Raw genomic sequence first — 17,679 nt, forward strand, 5'->3', positions numbered from 1 at the left:
ACCATGGCTGGATCGATGCTGGACATCCCCTGCGTAACCCTGGGCGGCGAGCACAAGAAGCTTGGCGACTTCCCGGGCAAGGCGCTGCTGGTGGTCAATACCGCCAGCCAGTGCGGCTTTACCCCGCAGTACAAAGGCCTTGAGCAACTGTGGCAAGCCTACCGCGCGCGTGGCCTGGTGGTGCTGGGCTTTCCCTGCAACCAGTTCGGCAAGCAGGAACCAGGCGATGCACGGGACATTGCGCAGTTTTGCGAGCGCAACTTCGGCGTAAGCTTTCCGCTGTTTCGCAAGATCGAGGTCAACGGCCCGGGCGCTCACGCGCTGTTCGTCGAGCTCAAACAACGCGCCCCGGGCATTCTGGGTAGCCAGAAGATCAAGTGGAATTTCACCAAGTTTCTGGTCGACCCGGCCAGCGGCCAGGTCACGCGTTACGCGCCCACCACCAAACCGCAGGCCCTGGAAGCGGACATCGAGCGTTTGCTCAGCCGTTGAAGGGCACCCAGTGGTCGACCAGGGCCAGTAGCTCTTCGCGGCGGAACGGCTTGGCCAGGTAGTCGCTCATGCCCGCCGCCCGGCAGCGTTCGCGCTCTTCGGGCATGGCGTTGGCGGTGAGCGCAACGATAGGCAGGTGTGGCCAGCGACCGCTCTGGCGGATGCGCCGGCTGGCTTCATAGCCGTCCATGACCGGCATGTTGCAGTCCATCAGTATCAGGTCGAATTCATCCTGCTCCAGCAACTCCAGAGCCTCGGCGCCCTGGGTGGCCAGCTGCACCTGGCAGCCGAGCTTGGCCAGCATGCCTTTGGCCACGAGCTGGTTCACCGGGTTGTCTTCTACCAGCAAAATCCGCGCTCGCCCTTGCTCCAGGCTAATGGCCGGGGTGGCCAGAGGGTGCTCGGGCTCATGGCCTTGCAAGGTGCGGCGCAGCGTCTGGTACAGGGCGTTACGTGCCAATGGCCGGGCCAGTTGATGCAAGGGTGCCAAGGCCAGCGACTGCTCGTTGGGCAGGAAGTTGCCGTAGGCGGTTACCAGCAGAATCGGCGTTTTCACTGCCGGGCGCAGTTCGAACAGGTGGTCCACGTCGTCGGTGATCAGCAGGTCGATCGCTGTGGTGTCCAGCGTGGCGCTGCTGTCATGGCGCTGGTAGGTCAGGCCCCAGGCGGGCAGCAGGTTCTGCAACAGCTCATTAAGCCCGCTACCGGCTGCACTCAGCGCGGCCACCCGGCCATGCAGCGGTGTCGGCGGGATGGCCTCGGTGTGCACCGGCAGTGGCAGCTCGGCCGTGAAGCAGCTGCCGAAGCCCGGCTCGGAGCGAATGTGCAGGTGACCTTGCATGGCCTTGCACAGGTTGCGTGTGAGCGCCAGGCCCAGGCCGGTGCCACCGTACTGGCGGGTGATGCCGGCACCAGCCTGGGTGAATGGCTGGAAGATCCGCGCCTGGGCTTCTTCGGGGATGCCAATGCCGGTATCACGTACCTCCAGGCGCACACCGCCGACGATCGTCACCAGGCGTATGTCGACACGGCCGAAGCGGGTGAACTTGAGCGCGTTGGACAGCAGGTTGCTGACGATCTGCCGTACCCGCGTGGGGTCGCCGAGCACGCTGCTGGGGAAGTCGCGGGCGATCAGGCAGGTCAGCTCTACGCTTTGCGCGGTGTTCTGCGACAGCAGGTTGGCGGTGTCTTCCACCATCGAGCCCATGTCGAACGCAATGCGCTCCAGCTCCAGCTGGCCGGCATCGAACTTGGACAGGTCGAGGATATCGTTCAGCAGTTCCACCAGCACCTTGCCCGAGTCGTGGGCAATCGCCAGTTGCTGGCGTTGCTCGCTGGGCAACGGGTTGTCCAGCGCCAGGGCGATCATGCCGAGCATGCCGTTGAGTGGGGTGCGGATTTCGTGGCTCATGTTGGCCAGGAAGGCGGCGCGCGCCTGGGCCATGTCCAGCGCGCGGCTGCGGGCCTGTTCCAGCTCCTGGTTGGACAGGCTCAGGCTGCTGTTGCTGGCTTTCAGCTCGTTGGTGCGTGCCGAGACGATGTCTTCCAGCTCGTTCAGGTACTGGGTCAGGCGGTTTTCCGCGGTGCGCCGTTGTTCGATCTCGGTGGCCATGCTGACGAACTGCTGGTTGGCGACCTTCACCAGCACGCCGATTTCGTCGTGTTCGTGCCCGTGTGGGCATTCAAGGCGGGTTTGCCGGGGTTTGCGCGGGTCGCTGCCGCTGAGTGCGCCGATCACCGTCACCAGTGGCTTGGTCAGCATCATGTAGAACAACGCCAGCAGGATGCCGGTCAGCACCAGGCTGCGGGCAAAGCCGTTGAGCAGGGTGATGCCGGCGCGGTCGAGGAAGCGGCTGCCGAAGGCGTAGGTGTCGACGTCCAGGTACAGGGTGCCGAGGTATTCCTCGGGCATGTGGGTGAGGTACAGGCGTTCCTTGAACTGGCGCTGTTCGCCGAACAGAAAGTCGCTCAGTGGCCGGTAACGGTCCTCCAGCCTGGGCCGCTCGACGTCGGCCAGTACCGTTTCGTTGTTGTCGATCAGCCGCGCGCGGACGACGGCGGGCGACTGCAGCAGGCCACGGGTCAGCTCCAGCGCCAGTTCCGCGTCGATGTTGTAGGCGATGCGCGAGGCCGGGTTGTGGCTGATTTGCAGCAACGCGCGCACTTCGCGGTTGATGGACGCGTCTTCGCTGGCATAATCGATGCCGATCTGGATGAGACTGAGCAATGTTCCCAGGATGAAGCCGACCAGGACTGTCAGCCGGGCTTGCTTGTATGACAGGCGATTGGTGAACTTGATATCCATGAGTCCCGAGCCGGTTTCACGTCCCTTGCGCTGCGCAAGCATAGCCGAATAGCCCCGGCAGCTGGCGGGCCTGTCACACATTCAGCTGGAAATCTCACCTGTCTTGTTAGGAGTCGTCATGGACGCTCGCTTGATTGCTTTCCTGGACCGCGCCGAATCGGTACTGGCGCGCCTCGAACCCCTGTTGCCGGCACAGCGCCCGAACATCGACTGGGGCGTCACTCTGGCCGCCCGCTGGCAGCGCGATGGCCGCAGTGGTTACCTGCTGCCGCTGGACGTCAGCCTGGATATCCGCCTGACCGACCTGATCGGTGTCGACAAACAGCGCGACCAGCTGGGCCGCAACACCCACCAGTTCATCAACGGCCTGCCGGCCAACCACGCATTGCTGTGGGGCTCGCGCGGTACTGGCAAGTCGTCGCTGGTACGTGCCTTGCTGGCCGAACATGCCGGCGCCGGCCTGCGCCTGATCGAAATCGAACGCGACCACCTGGCCGACCTGCCGCGGGTGGTCGAGCAGCTGCAGAAGCTGCCGCAACGCTTCATCCTGTTCTGCGACGACTTGTCGTTCGAAGCGGGGGAGGGCGACTACCGGGTGCTTAAAAGCGTGCTTGACGGCTCGCTGGAACAGGCCCCGGACAACGTGCTGCTGTACGCCACTTCCAACCGTCGCCACCTGGTGCCGGAGAAAGAGAGCGACAACGAGAACTGGAAGCGCGTGGACGGCGAGCTGCACCCCAGCGAAGCCGTGGAAGACAAAATCGCCTTGTCTGACCGCTTTGGCCTGTGGCTGTCGTTCTACCCGTTTACCCAAGACCACTTCCTGAATGTGGTCGAACACTGGATCGGCCAGCTGGCACGCTCTGCGGGCCTGGCCTGGCAGCGTACCGAAGAACTCGACATCCTCGCCGTGCGCTGGGCCACCGGCCGCGGTAACCGTAATGGCCGTTGTGCCTATCAGTTCGCCCGCTACTGGGTCGGGCTGCAATTGCTGGAGCAAAAGTAAATGATCGACCTCAATGCCAGTGGCGCCGGCCTCGACGGCTACAACCTGCTGGCGGCGCAAGTGCAGGCGCTGTTTGCCGACGAGCGTGACTTTATCGCCAATGCCGCGCAGTTTTCGGCGTTTCTGTACAACCAGGTGGATGACCTGAACTGGGCGGGGTTCTACCTCAACCGCAACGAAGAGCTGGTGTTGGGGCCGTTCCAGGGCCAGGTGGCGTGTGTGCGCATTCCGTTCAGCAAGGGCGTGTGCGGGGCGGCGGCAGCCACCCGGCAGACCCAGCGGGTGGAGGATGTGCATGCGTTCCCCGGGCACATTGCCTGTGACAGTGCGTCCAGCAGCGAGCTGGTGATCCCGTTGGTGAAGGAAGGCAGGTTGATCGGGGTGCTGGACCTGGACAGCCCGAAGGTTGGGCGGTTCAGTGAAGCGGATCAGGCGGGGCTGGAGCGGTTGGCGGCGATCTTTCTGGCGCTGACTGACTGCTGATTGTTGTGGCCTGTACCGGCCCTATCGCCGGCAAGCCAGCTCCCACAGGTTTGTCTCAGGTCTGAAGGCTTGTGCAGTACCTGTGGGAGCTGGCTTGCCGGCGATAGGGCCATCAAACCCAACGCATGATTCAGGCTTAGTCGTACATCACCTTCTTCTTCCAGGTCTCTTCCTCATCGGTCTTGAGCCCGTCTGTCAGTGCGTTGTGCTCATCCTCCGCCGGTGCCATGCGGTCCAGCACCTGGGCGTTGGCCCGGGCCAGCAGTTTCTCCAGGTACGTCAGCTGCTCTTCATACACCTTCGGCTCCGGCTGCTTGCGCAGGTATTGCACGCCACGCTCGAACGCCAGGCGCGCCTGGCCCGGCTGGTTCTTTTGCAGGGCCTGCTGGCCAAGGTTGTTGAAGAACTCGATATGCAACAGCACCAGGATATGGCGGATTTCCTTGACCCAGTGCTTGGCCTCGGGTGCTGGCAGGAAGCCTTCCTGGGCGGCGCGGGTTACCTGGTTGTGCATCGCCTCCAGCAAAAAGCGTACATCCTTGGCCTTGACCTCGGTGTGGATCGGGTTGGGCGGGTTGTTCACCGGTATCTTGTCGCCCTGGGCAATCAACCCCTCCAGCTCGGCGATGCGCGCCTTCAGCTCGGGGTTGTGCTTGTCCACCGCCAGCTGGCGCTGGTTGAGGTTCAGCTCCAGGCGGGTCAGCAGCAATTTGAGGGCCGGGGTCATGAACTGGCCGGGGAAGGTCTCGGTGATTTCGCCACAGCGGCGCAGGCGGTCGGCCAGCTCTATCCTCGTCCGGACGCGTTCGATCTTGCCGTTCTCGACCACATTGTTGAGGTAGCCGATCACGATCAGCAACGCGATGCCCGCCACGATGAGCAGGGTGATCAGAAGTGGTGTCACCGTTAATGCCTCATTGAAGAAGAATTACAGCTTTGAGTGTAGTGAGTTCGCGTTGGGACGAACAGCGGCTATATACCTGTGCTGGCCTCTTCGCGGCTTTCCCTCTCTCTATATCGACAACCAGGCCCGCATCTGCACCCCAACCCACCCGGAAGTCATTGATTTAAATAAATTTCTACAAAGGGGTTGACGCATCTTCGAACCATCCATAGAATGCGCGCCACTTGCAGCGTAAAGCACACAGCGAAACGCGGCAGGGAGTGAAAGCAGGCAGTAATGCCAGCAGCGTGTCCCCTTCGTCTAGTGGCCTAGGACACCGCCCTTTCACGGCGGTAACAGGGGTTCGAGTCCCCTAGGGGACGCCAGATTGCGGGAATAGCTCAGTTGGTAGAGCACGACCTTGCCAAGGTCGGGGTCGCGAGTTCGAGTCTCGTTTCCCGCTCCAGTTTCTCCGGCAACGCTTAACGGCGGGGCAGGAAAAGAAAATCCAGGCTGAATCGTGAGGTTCTGTTCTGGTGCACTGAAAAGTGTTGTGTGTCCCCTTCGTCTAGTGGCCTAGGACACCGCCCTTTCACGGCGGTAACAGGGGTTCGAGTCCCCTAGGGGACGCCATTTGCGGGAATAGCTCAGTTGGTAGAGCACGACCTTGCCAAGGTCGGGGTCGCGAGTTCGAGTCTCGTTTCCCGCTCCAGTTTAAATACTGTGGCGTTCGCACGGTGCAGTGGTGGTGAGGGTCCTCGTGGCGCTTCACGCCGATTAGCGGTAAAGCTTCAAATTGCGGGAATAGCTCAGTTGGTAGAGCACGACCTTGCCAAGGTCGGGGTCGCGAGTTCGAGTCTCGTTTCCCGCTCCAAACATAGAAACGAAGAAAGGGACGAAAGTCCCTTTCTTCGTTTTTGCATGTCTGAATTTTTTCCCCGTCCATGCGCCCTATGCTGGGTAGGGCGCGATGGGGCGTGCTCAGCGGTAGCTGGTGGTGAAGTGCAGAGCACCTTGGGCTAACCCAGGTGTTACCTTGGGGTCGAGTTGGTAAAAGCGCGCCCTGAAGTCCAGCTGAGTAATCCCCACTTGCAAGGGTTTGACCGATACCACTTCCTGTAGGGGTAGTTGCCTGCCATCGCCATGCAGGATCTGAATGCCAAAGCCCGCTGCAGTAGAGCCGGAGCCAAGGCTGAAGATACCGTTCTTGGCATCCACGACAGTGGAGCCTTTTGTACCATCCAGTTCGATGTGGGCAAAAGCTGTACCCGCTGCGCTGTCATCCTCGCAATCACTAAGCCGAATACTGAATGGCGTTTCCGTGCCGACCGGGCCGGGGCCTGTGAAGTCGGCCAAGGTGTAGTCGCCGAGCTTTACCGGGTCGGCGCTAACGGGGTTGCCCAACAGCGTGCATTGCGCTTGCTTGACTCTCGCCTTCAGGGTGTAGTCCAGAACCCGGCCTCGGTCATTGGTGACACCGTGGAACATCTGCTTGTCGACAATGTGTTCTCCAGGGGCAATTGGCCCGGTCTTGACCAAGGTCACGCGCCCCCTCAGAACGCCGAGTGGCGCAGCGAAACCCGTAGGGGTAAGCATGGTGCCACTGTAGGGCACGCTCTGCGTGCCATCGTCGGAGGTGAACGCATTGGGAGCAGATCCATCATAGGGGAACCCCAGGGTCAGGATGGCACCGATGCCATCGACGTTGGTGCGTAGCACGCTATCGGCAGAACGTTGAGCGCGGACGGGTATTCCCGGCACCAGGGCGGTGCTGGGTATCATGCTCGCCGTGGTGGGAGGGGTTGCGTCGTAGAAGCACTGCAGGTTGCTGCCCTCACGGTTACGCACCGCCAATGGCAAGTCGGCAATGACTCGTCCTATTTCAGCATCACGAGGTACCCAAAGGCTGCCCAGATCGTGCTCGAACGTCATGTAGGTGGGCAGCCCGCTATCCCATTCGCACCGAGCGTACGCCGGGTTGCTCGACAGCCAGATGGCCAGGCTGCAAGTCACTACGGCAAGAGGCCGCAAGGCTGTGGGGGCGAATATGCTCATGATGCTGCTTCCTGATTCGTGCTTGTTTCAGAAGGTGTGCCGGCCTCGCGGGGGTGGCACGCCAGCGTTTGAATGCGATAGCCGTTGACTGCGGTGATGTTCTCGGGGGTCAGCATTACCTGGCACTCGCGGGTACCTTGGTCCAGCCATCGCGCCTGCAGTCGCTGCTCACCTTGATGTTCGGTGGCCACCAGTGCCTGACCGGCTTGCCCGACCACGGCCACCGCCTGCCCTTGCGCATCCGTCAGTTGTGTACCGAACGGCAGCGGGCGGCCGTCGGGCAACTGAAGGGTGAGGACCAGGCGCATGACCTGTCGGCTCGGGAACGTAGCCATGACGATGGCCCCTCGGCGCGGTGCTACTCGCTGCACGGCGTTGTCGATGATTAACTCGGGGGGCAAATCGTCGGTTCGCAGTATCAGCGGGTTCAGGCGGTAGGGCCGCAGGTTCGGTGCCAACAGATAGCCGCCCTTGTTGGCCTGGCTTGCGGGTGCATTCTCCAGTGTGATACCGGCAGCATCCGGCACGTGGACCAATGCACTGGTATCGCTCAGGTAAGGGCCCAGCACTATGCCGGAACTGTGGGCCAGCAGTGCGCCGCTGGTGTTGAGCGATACGCTGCGGTAATCGGCGCCTTCGGTGTAGCCGGCACCGTAACTGGCATTGGTACCTTGGTAAGCGAGTGACAGTGCGCCGCTGCTGCGCTGTTGCTCGTCATGGCTGAGCGAGACCTGATAGCCCAGCCGGTTGTTCATCAGCCCGCCGTTCAGGCTGGCCCGCTGGTTATTGCGCCCGTCCTGGTGCTGCAGGTCGAAGGTGGTGTTGTGCCGGTGGCCGAAGTCCAGTGGCAGTGACAGGCTCAGGCCAATCAAACGGCTGTCCCCGCCACGTTCTGCCAATGCCTGGGAGGCGAACAGGTTGATACCCAGGTCACCCCAGCGCGTGTTGTACTGCACCTGATAATTACGACGCTGGCCGCTTCTGTTCCAATAATCATCCTGTGAAAGCGTCAGGCTCACCGAGCTGTTACCGACGTTCTGGTAAATCGAAGCTTCCAGGCGGCTGCGGCGGTTACCCACGTAACGGTCCGACTGGTTGCGATCCTTCACTGCTTCATCGAAATCACGGTAGCCCTCGGTCGAGTAGCGGTAACCGGCAAAACGCAGGTTGGTGCCGGTCTGGAAGCTTTTGCCATAGCGCATGGCAAAACTGTGGCCTTGTACCTGGCCGGCCAGGCCGCCCAGATCGGTGCGTGCCTGTGTTGCATCGAGTGACAGCGCGCCCAGGCCGGCAAAGTCGCGGGCCACGCCAAGGGCGCCGGCGTGGTAGTAGTCGCTGGCGAACGCGCCACCGTACAGCGTACTGTCCCAGATCCCCCCACGGGCCAGGGTCGCTTGCCAGAACACGGGCCGCTCAAGATCTTCGGCGCCGTTGTAGCGGCCGACCGTGGCGCTGTATCGCCATACGCCTTCGCGCAGCAGGTTGGCCAATGACGAGTAGGGTTGGGTGAAGCGCCGCACCTGGCCATCGGCCTCGGTCAGGATCACCTCCAGTTCGCCGTGGCCAGCGCCGACATTGAGGTCGTCGATGACATAGGGGCCGGGGGCGACGTAGGTGGAATAGATGGGGTAGCCATTGTGCAGCACTTCGAGCTTGGCGCGCGTCTGGGCTACGCCGCGTATGACCGGGGCATATTGCTGCTCGGTATCGGAGTGCATGTCCAGGTCGGATGCCACCTGTGCGCCGATGAACGGGACGCTGCGAAACACCTCGCCACCGGTGAAGGTTTCACCCAGTGTGAGGTTGGCGCGCAACCCGGGGATATCACGCTGCGCATAGGTGTCGCTGCGGCTCCAGTCGGTCTGGCCATCGGCATTGTCGCGCAGCGCCTGGTTGCTGCGCAGTCGCCAGCCTGCGATGTTGATGCCACTGTTGAGGTACAGGTCGTGGCTGTTGCGGTTGCGGCCGTTGTGGCTTTGGTAATGTTGTGTGGACGCCTGGTAGTTGATGAAGGCGGCATTGATGCCGGCGTCCCATCGCGATTCGGCGATCGTGTCGGACGGTTGTCGGTGCAACGCTATCTGTGGGATGGACACCGACAAGCGCAAGTTCGACGGGTCGAAGTCGGCGTAGGCGTGGGGTAACAGGGCGGCCAGGTCCAGGCAGCGATCGTCGCTGGGCAGGGGGGCTTCCAGCGCTTGCTCACGCAGGCCCAAGTCGCGCAGCAGGTTACCCGTCAGGCAGGCTTGCAAGCCTTGGCCGTCGTTGTTGCGAATGTCCACTTCGCGTGCGTCCAGCGGTGTGTGGTTGACCAGTAGCTGAACGCGGTAACGCCCGGCCGCCAACGGTTCCTGTTCCGCCAGGGCCTGCAATGCCAGCGCGCCGGCGTCGCTGGCCAGGCCGGGTGCCTGACGCATGAACTCGGCCTGGAAGCGAGGCGAAGAGGGGGTGGCGAGCGCGGGCGTGACTAAAAGCAGTATTAGCGGGCTGCCAAGCAGCGCGGATCGGGCGGGGCGCGGGCGTGACCACACGGGCCTGCGCCAGTGGAGCTTAGGCATGGAAGGAGTCCTGGGGCGTTAGCGCTTGCAGTTTGGGGCGCAAGGGAGGCTTGGTTGCGAGCTTAGGGTGGCGTGCGCCAGGCGTGTGGCTGACGGGCCGTGTTGCGAGGGGTAGGTTAGGGGCGGGGGGATAGAGAGGCTGTAGGAAGAGTCTTGATAATGAGGCGGTGGTTTCGATAAGGGCGATTGAGCTGGGGTGCCTAGCGACACCCCAGCGCAGGATCAACTCAGATTACACTCCTCCTGGTTGAAGCGCATGCCATTCCCAGTTGAGGGGTCTTCCATCTCCGGAGTACTTCGTAGGTGTAGGAGCTTTTGGCGGATCCAGCTTTACACCATGTTGAACAATTGTTACTTGGGGTTCGCTGACTATCCTTGGCCCCCTGCCGCTGCTGAAAACAGTGGCCTCTAGATTTACTTGCCTCAGGGGTGGATTGGCGCTAGAAGCGCTACTCGAACTTGAAGGCGTTGTTTGCGTAGCACTATTAACAACACTGCGGGAGGGGTTTGACTGTAGGCCCATGCCGCCTGTGGAGGTTATCTGCATGTCGTCCAAGCTTGCCTGAGTCGGCGCCGACATCAGCCGATTAAGCCCTTGCAGATGCGCGCCTCCCTTCGTCGCGGCAGCAACGCTCGCTTTAGCTACCGCTTTAGCTGCCGTGGCTGCTTTGCCTGCTGCCTTGAGCGTAAACATTGCTGGCCCACCCACGATAGACGTCACTACCTGAACCCCGAACGCCCCATAATTGAGAGCTTGTGAAAGTTCTGGGTCATCATTGGTGGTAAGTACCGCACCAACCTGCATGCCCAGTGCAACACCTTGCCCGATAACCATAATCGAGGCTTTCGCGAGGACGCCGGTCGACACCAACGCGCCCGCACCCGCTAGCAGAGGCCCTGCCATCGCGCCGGCCGATAGCACCAGCATAAGCGCCGCAACGCCTACGCCTATCCATGCAGACCAGGGAATCGAGGGTTTTTCTGGCGGGTCCACGTAATCCGGTGGTACATCTCCACCGGCCACCGAACTAACCCTATGGCCGGTAGGGTCCCGCCATTTCACCGGGTTGCCCAGTGCATACACATAAGGATTGGGGCCTGATACTTCTGGCGGCAGCGAATCCGGGCTGTGGAAGCGCATCAGGTTGGGGTTGTAGGCACGGTAGCCGCTGCCAAGCAGGTACCAGCCCAACCCCGCTTCACGCAGTTCACCATTGAACGCCAGCAGGTTGCGCAAGCCATTGTCTTCGGGCTGTTCACCGTACGCGCTGTAGCTGGCATGGCGGGTGCCATCACTGTCTACTTCTGCAACCACGCTGCCGGCAGTGTCGGTCAGCAGCAGCTGGTTGTCGTTCTGGTTCGCGCGTTGCACACCCACTGCCTGGCCATCACCGTACAGGTACTGGGTGAGCAGGTCATTTTCTTGTGTGCTGTCCAGGCTATTGCCCAGATAGCGCCTTTGCACCTGGGCCTTGCCAGCCTGCGTGGCGGCGAGCAACTGGTCGTGGCCATCGTACAAGTACTTCATCAACTCGGTGTCGTTGGCATCCAGCACACGCTGCAAGCGGCCATGGCTGTCATATTCCAGCTTGCGCCCTTGTTCGTCGTTGAGCATGTTGCCCCGCGCATCGTAATGGAACGTCTGCTCTGCGCGGTAATCTGCGAGTAAGGTATGGGTCACCTTGGTCAACTGGAAGCTGGAGTCCTCAGCGTAGGTGAAGCGTGCGGTATCACGTTCGCCATCGGCAAAATCAGTTCGGCAGCGGCTCAGGTTATCCAGTGCATCGAAGTCGAACGTTTGTGCAATGATCGAGCGGCCCGCTGCATTGCGCGGCAGTGCCTGCCAGCGTTCGCCGTCTTCCTCTTCAATGTCCCAGTCGCCTTCGTAGTCGTGAGTGGTCAGGCGATCGAGTTCGTCGTAACCGAACACTTCCTTGCGGATGAAAGCGTCTTCATCGTCATCGTTGTCACGGTACAGGGTGCGCGACTCAAGGTTCTTGCCATCACGCCATTTCAGCACCAGCACCCTGATTTCGCCGTTGGCATCGAGCGTACGCCGATGTTGTCGGCCCAGCGGGTCGTAGGTCTGGGTGGTGCGCACATAACGCTCGGCATCTCGGGTGGTCGTGTGTTCCAGCAGCCCTTCGCTGTTGTACTCGAGTGTGCATTCCAGTTGGCCCTGGGAAATGGTCTGAAGCCGCCCAAGTGTGTCGTAGCCATAGTGGCAGGCAATACCGTCGCTGTGCTTGCGGAAAATAAGGCGGCCTTCCAGCGAGTGCGCATTGTGGATGTCGTACTGCGCTTGATCGTTCACCTTCCAGTACTCATGGGCCAGGTAGCCTTGGTCGGTGTAACTGTAAGTACGGTTGCCGTTGCTGTTGGCAGCCGAGGAAATTTGCGCATCGCTTGGGAAGTAGTCGAAGCTGGACGCATCGGGCACATGAGGCTGCGATACATCCTCGAACGTCGCTGCCACCTGGGAAGGTTGGGTGGTGAGGTTTGGCTTGTACTCGTAATGGGTGACGTGCGTGCGTTTGTCGGTGCCCTTGCTGTTACTGATGGAGCGCTTCTCGACCAGTTGTGTCAGCCCACGGTACTGGTATTTTTCCACGCGCGGTCCTACGGCCATGCGGGTCAGGCGATCAAGCCCGTCATACTCGCGCGAGCACACGGGCTGCGCCGGATCACCGCGGGTATCAAGCACTTCCAGCAGGGTTGTCAACTCGCTGACGCTGTGCGCCGCGAAGGTACGCAGGAGTTTGCTGCCGTCTGCCCGAACGGTTTCGCACATGCGCCCCCAGTTATCGTAGGTGTACTCGGTGACCAAGGGTTTCTGCTTGCGAGTCTGCGCGGGGCTGAAGGTTTCTTTGATGCAGCGGCTTAGCCCATCGTAGGTGTAATCGGTGCGGTCGATCTCAACCCACGAGATGCCTTTTGTTGCTTCGTCTTCCACCGGCAGCAGCAGGTACTCATACACGGGTTTTTCGGATGTGTTGTATTCCACGACGCGCAGCTGCTGTTTGTCGTCGGGCTTGTCGGGGCTCACGCTCCACATCGTGGTTTTGTTGCCCTTTTCACCGAAAGGCGAGAACTCGGTGATTTCTTTCACAAGGTCCGGGCGGGTGACCGCGCAGCGCTGCCCCCAGGCATCGTAAGCGTAGCTGGACGTCAGCTCGACCACGGTTTCTGCGGGGGTGTCGCTGTCGGGAGGCGCGGGGAGGTAATCGAACTGTGTTTCGCTTGCCACGCGCCCGATGGAGTCATACTGGGTTTTGGACGTTATGCGGGTAATTGTCTTGCCTGGGTCATTCAGGTCTTTCAGTGTGCGCTCCACACGTACCGAGCGTTCGAGCCCGTCATGATAGGCGCGGGTGATGACCTTGTTGGGGTCGGTGATCTGGGCATACCAGAGCGAGCGCTTGTCCTCAATGACCTGGCCATAGTCATAAGCAACTGTGGCAGCATGATCCGGGTCATCTGGCGCCACGGTCTGTTCAAGCAGCCGGTTGAGTGAATCATAGCGGTAACGGGTGACCACGCCGTTGGCATCTTCCTCTTCGATGGCGCGGTTACGCAGCGACGAGTGTACAGAGGCCGACGTTTTCTCGATCGTACCGCCGTGGGGCGAGAACGTGGTTGTGGTCTTCAGGTAAGTTGGTTTTCCCTGCTCGTCGTTTATTTTTTCATAATGCCAGCGGGTTTTCGACGTGCAGGCGCCCAGCGTGGCAGTCTTCAGATCGGAGCGCCCGTGCAGCAAGACATTGTCTGGCATGTTCAGGTGGCTCATCTCGACCCGGCGCAACCGTTGTTCGGTTTCTTTGCCATCATCTTCCAGGGTAACTTCGAGGGTCTCCTCGCTGTCAGCAACCAACCAATAACTTGCCTGCTGCAGCGAGGCTGTTGCGCTCAACACGTCCATCGCTTTGTAGGTGTACCGGGTGCGAGTGATCGTAGCGGGCTTCCCGGTTGCTGCATCGTCAGCCGGGTAAACGGTAATACTTTCAAGGTTGCGCTTGAACCCTTCCTGGTCCGCCGGGCAGCCGTCACTTTGGGTGGCGGGATAATAGGTGCGGACCATGCGTATGCCACTGGCAGTCCGCTCCTCCTCCAGGTTGCCTGCCTTGTCGTAAATGAAGGTGACGAACTCGTCACGGCGGTCGACGGGATTACCAGAAACCGTCCAGGTCTTGGTCATTTTGCTCGGTAGTTGCAGGCGTTCATCCTGTTCTGCAAAACCGCCACTGCGCTCGTGGTACTCGTTTTTCATCGTCTCGGTACAGCCGGACTCTTCGGTGACTTGCTCGACCAACAAATGGAAGCGGTTGAAGGTGCGCGTGACGGTGCGGAGTACCTTGCCTTCGTAGTGGTGCTTGACGGTTGATGTGTAGTTGAATGTACTGCCGGTAAATTTGTACAAGTGATCCTGGTTGTAGTTGTCATCCCAGACTACACCCGACGCGCCATAACCCAGGAAGTTATTTTTGCTAAAGTCGTATTCGGTCTTTATAAAGGTTGTTTCATCAAGCCGATCGGGCTTCACAACAAGGCTGGTTGCATAGGGGACATACAGCTCCAGGCCGGGTAGTTGGTGCCCCTGTTCTTTGTAAACCAGCTCCTCTTCACCCCCCAGTGGGTTTACCAGTTTCTGCAGGCAACGCAAGGAACCGTAGGAAGTATAGTCAAACGTCCAGCTGTGCTGGTCGGTGGTGGGCATGACTAACGTGCGCAGTTCTTCACCCTCGAGCGCCAGGGTGAAAGACACATGCGCTTCAGTGCCAGGATGAAGGTCCAGCACGGCTTCATGGTCACCGTTGAACGTTACCGTAAGCAGTGTTAGCCCACTGTCGTCATGGATAGAAGCCAGCCGGCCTTTGCTGTCGTCGTAGGCCAATGTGATGCCGTGGCCCGATGGCGTCATGACCCGGGTTGGCAGGCAAACCCGGGGGGCGGCTTTCAGTGGCTCAAGTAGCTCTACCAGGCCCGCTTTATGGGCAATCCGGTAACGTTTGCCTTTATCGTTGCTAATATTCGCCACATGAAAGCTGTCAAATTTGCGCTCATGAACCACAACAGGTTCGTTCGGGCCGTTGTCAGCGATCGCAAAACTATCCCCCGTGTGCAGGTCCAGTACGCCACTGTCCAGGTCGTATCGGCTTAGTTTCAAAGACCAGCCAATACCGAAGCCTGCGTTCGATTCGTTCAAGGGGTTGAAATTCAGGCTCAAAGGCAGTTCCGGGCCCTGAAGGTCATTGGCGTTCAGGGGGGGGATTTCAATAGAAAATGTGTAAAGCCCCGTGCGGGGGTCGACACTACCCTGGGTGTAACTCATGAAGTTACAGGCATTGGACTGTATAGTCATGAATAGCGTCCTTATTCAGTGGTAGGTCGGCGGCCGGCCGATGTCTGCACGATGATTTTCCCCAGCGAGTCGCGTGTTGCCGGGTTTTCGGATTTGTCGACAACGAGGATGCCAAGTGCTGTAGGTATGAAGCTACCCTTGCCGTTGCGGTTTACATATTGGTCGATATCGTGCTGGTCGAGGTCAGAGGGTGCATGCGTTGTCTTCAGCTTAATCCACCACTTAGGTGTACCTCCTTCCATGGCCTTTGATTGCAGTTCAATGGTGGTGGCCGATGGGATATTGATCATGTGTATTTTGCGTGCTGAAAAGTCACCCATTTCAAGCACTTGCCTTTTGTCGCTTCCCGCGCCTTCGACGATCAATGCTTTGGAGTCGCCGCCTCCCTCGTTGCCCACTTTTTCATAAACAGTAATGGTGCCAGTTGCTGATGGTGAATGTTGGCGTGACATAGTCATTGGCTTCCACTTAATTGATTGTTGATTGAGGTATGCACGCGTCAGCGTATAGCGTGTCCAGGCAGGGTATGACGATATGGGGTGCCAGGCACCTAGCAGAAATGCCAGGTCCCCAGGTGATGGGGTGCGGTGCTTAGGGGGGGCGTCGGGGACCTAGTATTTTTGCTAGTTGTTTGGGTTCGGTACCCACTCTATAACGGTATGCAGCCGTTGCCCGCTGAGCGCAGCGATGCAATCAATAGAGTAGAGGCCGACATTGCATGAAGACTAATGAAGTGGAGCTGGAGCAGCCGTTAATTTCAGGGCTGACTTCCAGTAACGAAATCGACCTGGATGAATTGGGTGCAAGTGATCTGCTTACGTATATAAAGTATACGGGTATGCAGCCTGACCATGAGGTGGTCATTAGCTGGTTAGGCGCCGACGCGGAAGGGACGGCGTTTGACGATGCAGGGTCAAAGTATTATGTCAGGCCGGAAGATCTTGAGAAAGGCGTGGAAGTAAAAATAGAAAATGCTGTTGTTCGAAGCGCCGAAGGTGGACAAGCTTTTTATTCATACGTGGTAACCACAGTTGGCCAGTCACAGCGCAGATTCTGCCTCGTGGGTATCAGGGAAAAGGGTGATGGTGAAGGTTTAGCGGTCATTCAAGCTGTTCAGTCGCATGACCTGGTCATTAAGCCCGATGAGCTGGACAGTGCTGGCGTCATGTTCATCGTTATGCCCTATCAGGCGATGCAAGTCGGGGACGTGATTAACTTCACGTTCCAGGGCTTTGATGAGGATGGTTATGAAGAGGACCCGGAAACCGAAAAGTTGACGGTTAAAAAAGAGCATTTCGATAATCTACCCTTAATGTTCACCGTGGGTAAGAATATTTTTCGCTTCATTGATCCGGGCACTGCTAAAGTTTCTTACAGTGTCGACTTTGCTGACAGCGGGTCCCTGGATTCTCCCGTTCAGGACTTTGTCATCGATTCTGAGGCCTCGCTGCCAACACCTCTCCCGGCTCCGCGTATTGTGGGGTATACCCCGGGAAAACCGTTGGATCCTGGTAACTTCCGGGATGGATTGACAATCCATATAGACGGTTACCCCGGGATGTCGATTTCTGATCACGTCACCCTGTACTGGCGTAGCCCGGTACGTGAGCTGTTTACACACGTTCGTGTCGATGCCAGCACGCAATCCGTCGGCACCATCGTACTGCATGTGCCTGTCGATTTCGTGCTGGAGAATCAAGGATTAAACGTCAGCCTGTCCTACCTCTTCAGCCGTGAAGGGGCAGGTTTGCAATCGCAGCCGCTGAACGTGGCCATCGCTACCACGCGGGTGTTGTCCGTCCCCCTGATCGACCGCGCGACACCAGACGAAGGCAAGGATCATGGCACCCTGCCTGGCGCGAACGGCGTTGGCGGTGTTCGTGTTCGTGTACCCGATGTGCTGTTGCCGGGCGAACGTGCTGAAGTGCTTTGGCGTGGGTGGCCGGTATTTGGTGAGTACGTTGCCAATACCCCCGAAGGGGCTGATCCGCTGGTTTTTCTTATACCAGAAGAATTCGTACCGGCAAACATCGGGCGCGGCTCGCGGGACCAGAGCAGGCGCTTTGAAGTGGCGTATCGCGTGATTGGCAGTGGTTCTCCGCTGGACTCGGCGCCTTACCATTTAAGGATTACCCCGCCCGTTCCCAGTGGAGATCCGCAAATCCAATGTGAAGGTGTAGTTGGGCAAGCCTTGTCGCTATCGAGGGTGCCAAGTGGGGGGGCCAAATTGACGCTGGGCACCTGGAGATTTGGCCGGGCTGGTCAACTTCTTCATATTTGGGTAAGCGGCGTAGGGCAAGAGGGAGATCTTTCTGAAGACCTGCGGACTGCATCTATACCCGTGACTGAAGGGGAAGCGGATATGGGCGTTGAGGCTAAGTTGCCAAAACTGTTTTTGGAACAATTAAAGCTGAACGAGCAGTTTACGTTGCATGTCGCGTTGAGCTTCGATGGCGGGACGCTATATAGAGTGTTTCCGGAAATGAGTATCACGCTGGAATCTTGAGTGAAGTGCTAGTTAGCGTATTGTCAATGCAG

General features: G+C 59.4%; 10 protein-coding genes and 5 tRNA genes. 9 read left to right on the top strand and 6 right to left on the bottom strand.

Annotated features, from left to right (window positions below):
- Nucleotides 1-3: 3 nt before the first annotated feature.
- Nucleotides 4-492, top strand: coding sequence for a glutathione peroxidase (locus tag FHW75_RS12080; protein ID WP_019099439.1), 489 nt, complete (start codon nucleotides 4-6; stop codon nucleotides 490-492).
- Here the strand turns inward: FHW75_RS12080 and FHW75_RS12085 are convergent.
- Nucleotides 482-2,839: a response regulator gene (locus FHW75_RS12085; protein WP_019099438.1), complete on the bottom strand. Its 2,358-nt coding sequence runs from the start codon at nucleotides 2,837-2,839 to the stop codon at nucleotides 482-484. The genes FHW75_RS12080 and FHW75_RS12085 overlap by 11 nt on opposite strands.
- A gap of 76 nt (nucleotides 2,840-2,915) precedes the next feature.
- Here FHW75_RS12085 and FHW75_RS12090 point away from each other — a divergent pair, with 76 nt between their 5' ends.
- Nucleotides 2,916-3,803, top strand: a complete 888-nt coding sequence (locus FHW75_RS12090; RefSeq protein ID WP_027615872.1) for an ATP-binding protein — start codon at nucleotides 2,916-2,918, stop codon at nucleotides 3,801-3,803.
- Entirely contained in the window at nucleotides 3,804-4,286 is a 483-nt protein-coding gene (locus FHW75_RS12095) for a GAF domain-containing protein (protein WP_019099436.1), read from the top strand.
- Nucleotides 4,287-4,422: 136 nt separating this feature from the next.
- On the opposite strand, the gene FHW75_RS12100 is transcribed toward FHW75_RS12095, so the two are convergent.
- Nucleotides 4,423-5,190, bottom strand: a complete 768-nt coding sequence (locus tag FHW75_RS12100) for a hypothetical protein (RefSeq protein ID WP_019099435.1) — start codon at nucleotides 5,188-5,190, stop codon at nucleotides 4,423-4,425.
- Nucleotides 5,191-5,479: 289 nt separating this feature from the next.
- On the opposite strand from FHW75_RS12100, the gene FHW75_RS12105 reads away from it, so the two are divergent.
- The 5 genes from FHW75_RS12105 (at nucleotide 5,480) to FHW75_RS12125 (ending at nucleotide 6,043) form a co-directional block, all read left to right on the top strand.
- Nucleotides 5,480-5,555: transfer RNA gene (locus FHW75_RS12105), tRNA-Glu, on the top strand.
- 4 nt (nucleotides 5,556-5,559) lie between these two features.
- Nucleotides 5,560-5,635 (top strand) — tRNA-Gly (locus tag FHW75_RS12110).
- A gap of 91 nt (nucleotides 5,636-5,726) precedes the next feature.
- Nucleotides 5,727-5,802: transfer RNA gene (locus FHW75_RS12115), tRNA-Glu, on the top strand.
- Nucleotides 5,803-5,805: 3 nt separating this feature from the next.
- Nucleotides 5,806-5,881 (top strand) — tRNA-Gly (locus FHW75_RS12120).
- An 86-nt stretch (nucleotides 5,882-5,967) separates the two neighbouring features.
- A tRNA-Gly gene (locus tag FHW75_RS12125) sits at nucleotides 5,968-6,043 on the top strand.
- A gap of 107 nt (nucleotides 6,044-6,150) precedes the next feature.
- Here the strand turns inward: FHW75_RS12125 and FHW75_RS12130 are convergent.
- The 4 genes from FHW75_RS12130 to FHW75_RS12145 all read right to left on the bottom strand — a co-directional run bounded on the left by FHW75_RS12130 (nucleotide 6,151) and on the right by FHW75_RS12145 (nucleotide 15,599).
- A complete protein-coding gene (locus FHW75_RS12130; protein ID WP_183673704.1) occupies nucleotides 6,151-7,224 on the bottom strand; it encodes a fimbrial protein in 1,074 nt (357 codons plus the stop codon).
- Complete coding sequence (locus FHW75_RS12135; protein ID WP_025754843.1) at nucleotides 7,221-9,782, bottom strand: fimbria/pilus outer membrane usher protein; 2,562 nt, start codon at nucleotides 9,780-9,782, stop codon at nucleotides 7,221-7,223. The genes FHW75_RS12130 and FHW75_RS12135 overlap by 4 nt, the downstream gene beginning before the upstream one ends.
- Nucleotides 9,783-10,014: 232 nt before the next feature.
- Complete coding sequence (locus FHW75_RS12140; protein WP_183673707.1) at nucleotides 10,015-15,141, bottom strand: RHS repeat domain-containing protein; 5,127 nt, start codon at nucleotides 15,139-15,141, stop codon at nucleotides 10,015-10,017.
- Between the two features lie 11 nt (nucleotides 15,142-15,152).
- Nucleotides 15,153-15,599 (bottom strand): hypothetical protein, encoded by a 447-nt coding sequence (locus FHW75_RS12145; protein ID WP_141099588.1) that lies wholly within the window; start codon nucleotides 15,597-15,599, stop codon nucleotides 15,153-15,155.
- Nucleotides 15,600-15,859: 260 nt separating this feature from the next.
- On the opposite strand from FHW75_RS12145, the gene FHW75_RS12150 reads away from it, so the two are divergent.
- Entirely contained in the window at nucleotides 15,860-17,647 is a 1,788-nt protein-coding gene (locus FHW75_RS12150; RefSeq protein ID WP_020424256.1) for a hypothetical protein, read from the top strand.
- The last annotated feature ends 32 nt before the right edge of the window (nucleotides 17,648-17,679 follow it).

Origin of the sequence: Pseudomonas sp. OG7, from assembly GCF_014192825.1 — a bacterium.
Taxonomy (GTDB): domain Bacteria; phylum Pseudomonadota; class Gammaproteobacteria; order Pseudomonadales; family Pseudomonadaceae; genus Aquipseudomonas; species Aquipseudomonas monteilii.

Excerpts from the sequence above, each read along its gene's own strand:
- FHW75_RS12080 (WP_019099439.1), top strand. The coding sequence starts at position 4 with ATGGCTGGATCGATGCTGGACATCCCCTGCGTAACCCTGGGCGGCGAG.
- FHW75_RS12085 (WP_019099438.1), bottom strand. The coding sequence starts at position 2,839 with ATGCTTGCGCAGCGCAAGGGACGTGAAACCGGCTCGGGACTCATGGAT.
- FHW75_RS12090 (WP_027615872.1), top strand. The coding sequence starts at position 2,916 with ATGGACGCTCGCTTGATTGCTTTCCTGGACCGCGCCGAATCGGTACTG.
- FHW75_RS12095 (WP_019099436.1), top strand. The coding sequence starts at position 3,804 with ATGATCGACCTCAATGCCAGTGGCGCCGGCCTCGACGGCTACAACCTG.
- FHW75_RS12130 (WP_183673704.1), bottom strand. The coding sequence starts at position 7,224 with ATGAGCATATTCGCCCCCACAGCCTTGCGGCCTCTTGCCGTAGTGACT.
- FHW75_RS12135 (WP_025754843.1), bottom strand. The coding sequence starts at position 9,782 with ATGCCTAAGCTCCACTGGCGCAGGCCCGTGTGGTCACGCCCGCGCCCC.
- FHW75_RS12140 (WP_183673707.1), bottom strand. The coding sequence starts at position 15,141 with ATGACTATACAGTCCAATGCCTGTAACTTCATGAGTTACACCCAGGGT.
- FHW75_RS12145 (WP_141099588.1), bottom strand. The coding sequence starts at position 15,599 with ATGACTATGTCACGCCAACATTCACCATCAGCAACTGGCACCATTACT.
- FHW75_RS12150 (WP_020424256.1), top strand. The coding sequence starts at position 15,860 with ATGAAGACTAATGAAGTGGAGCTGGAGCAGCCGTTAATTTCAGGGCTG.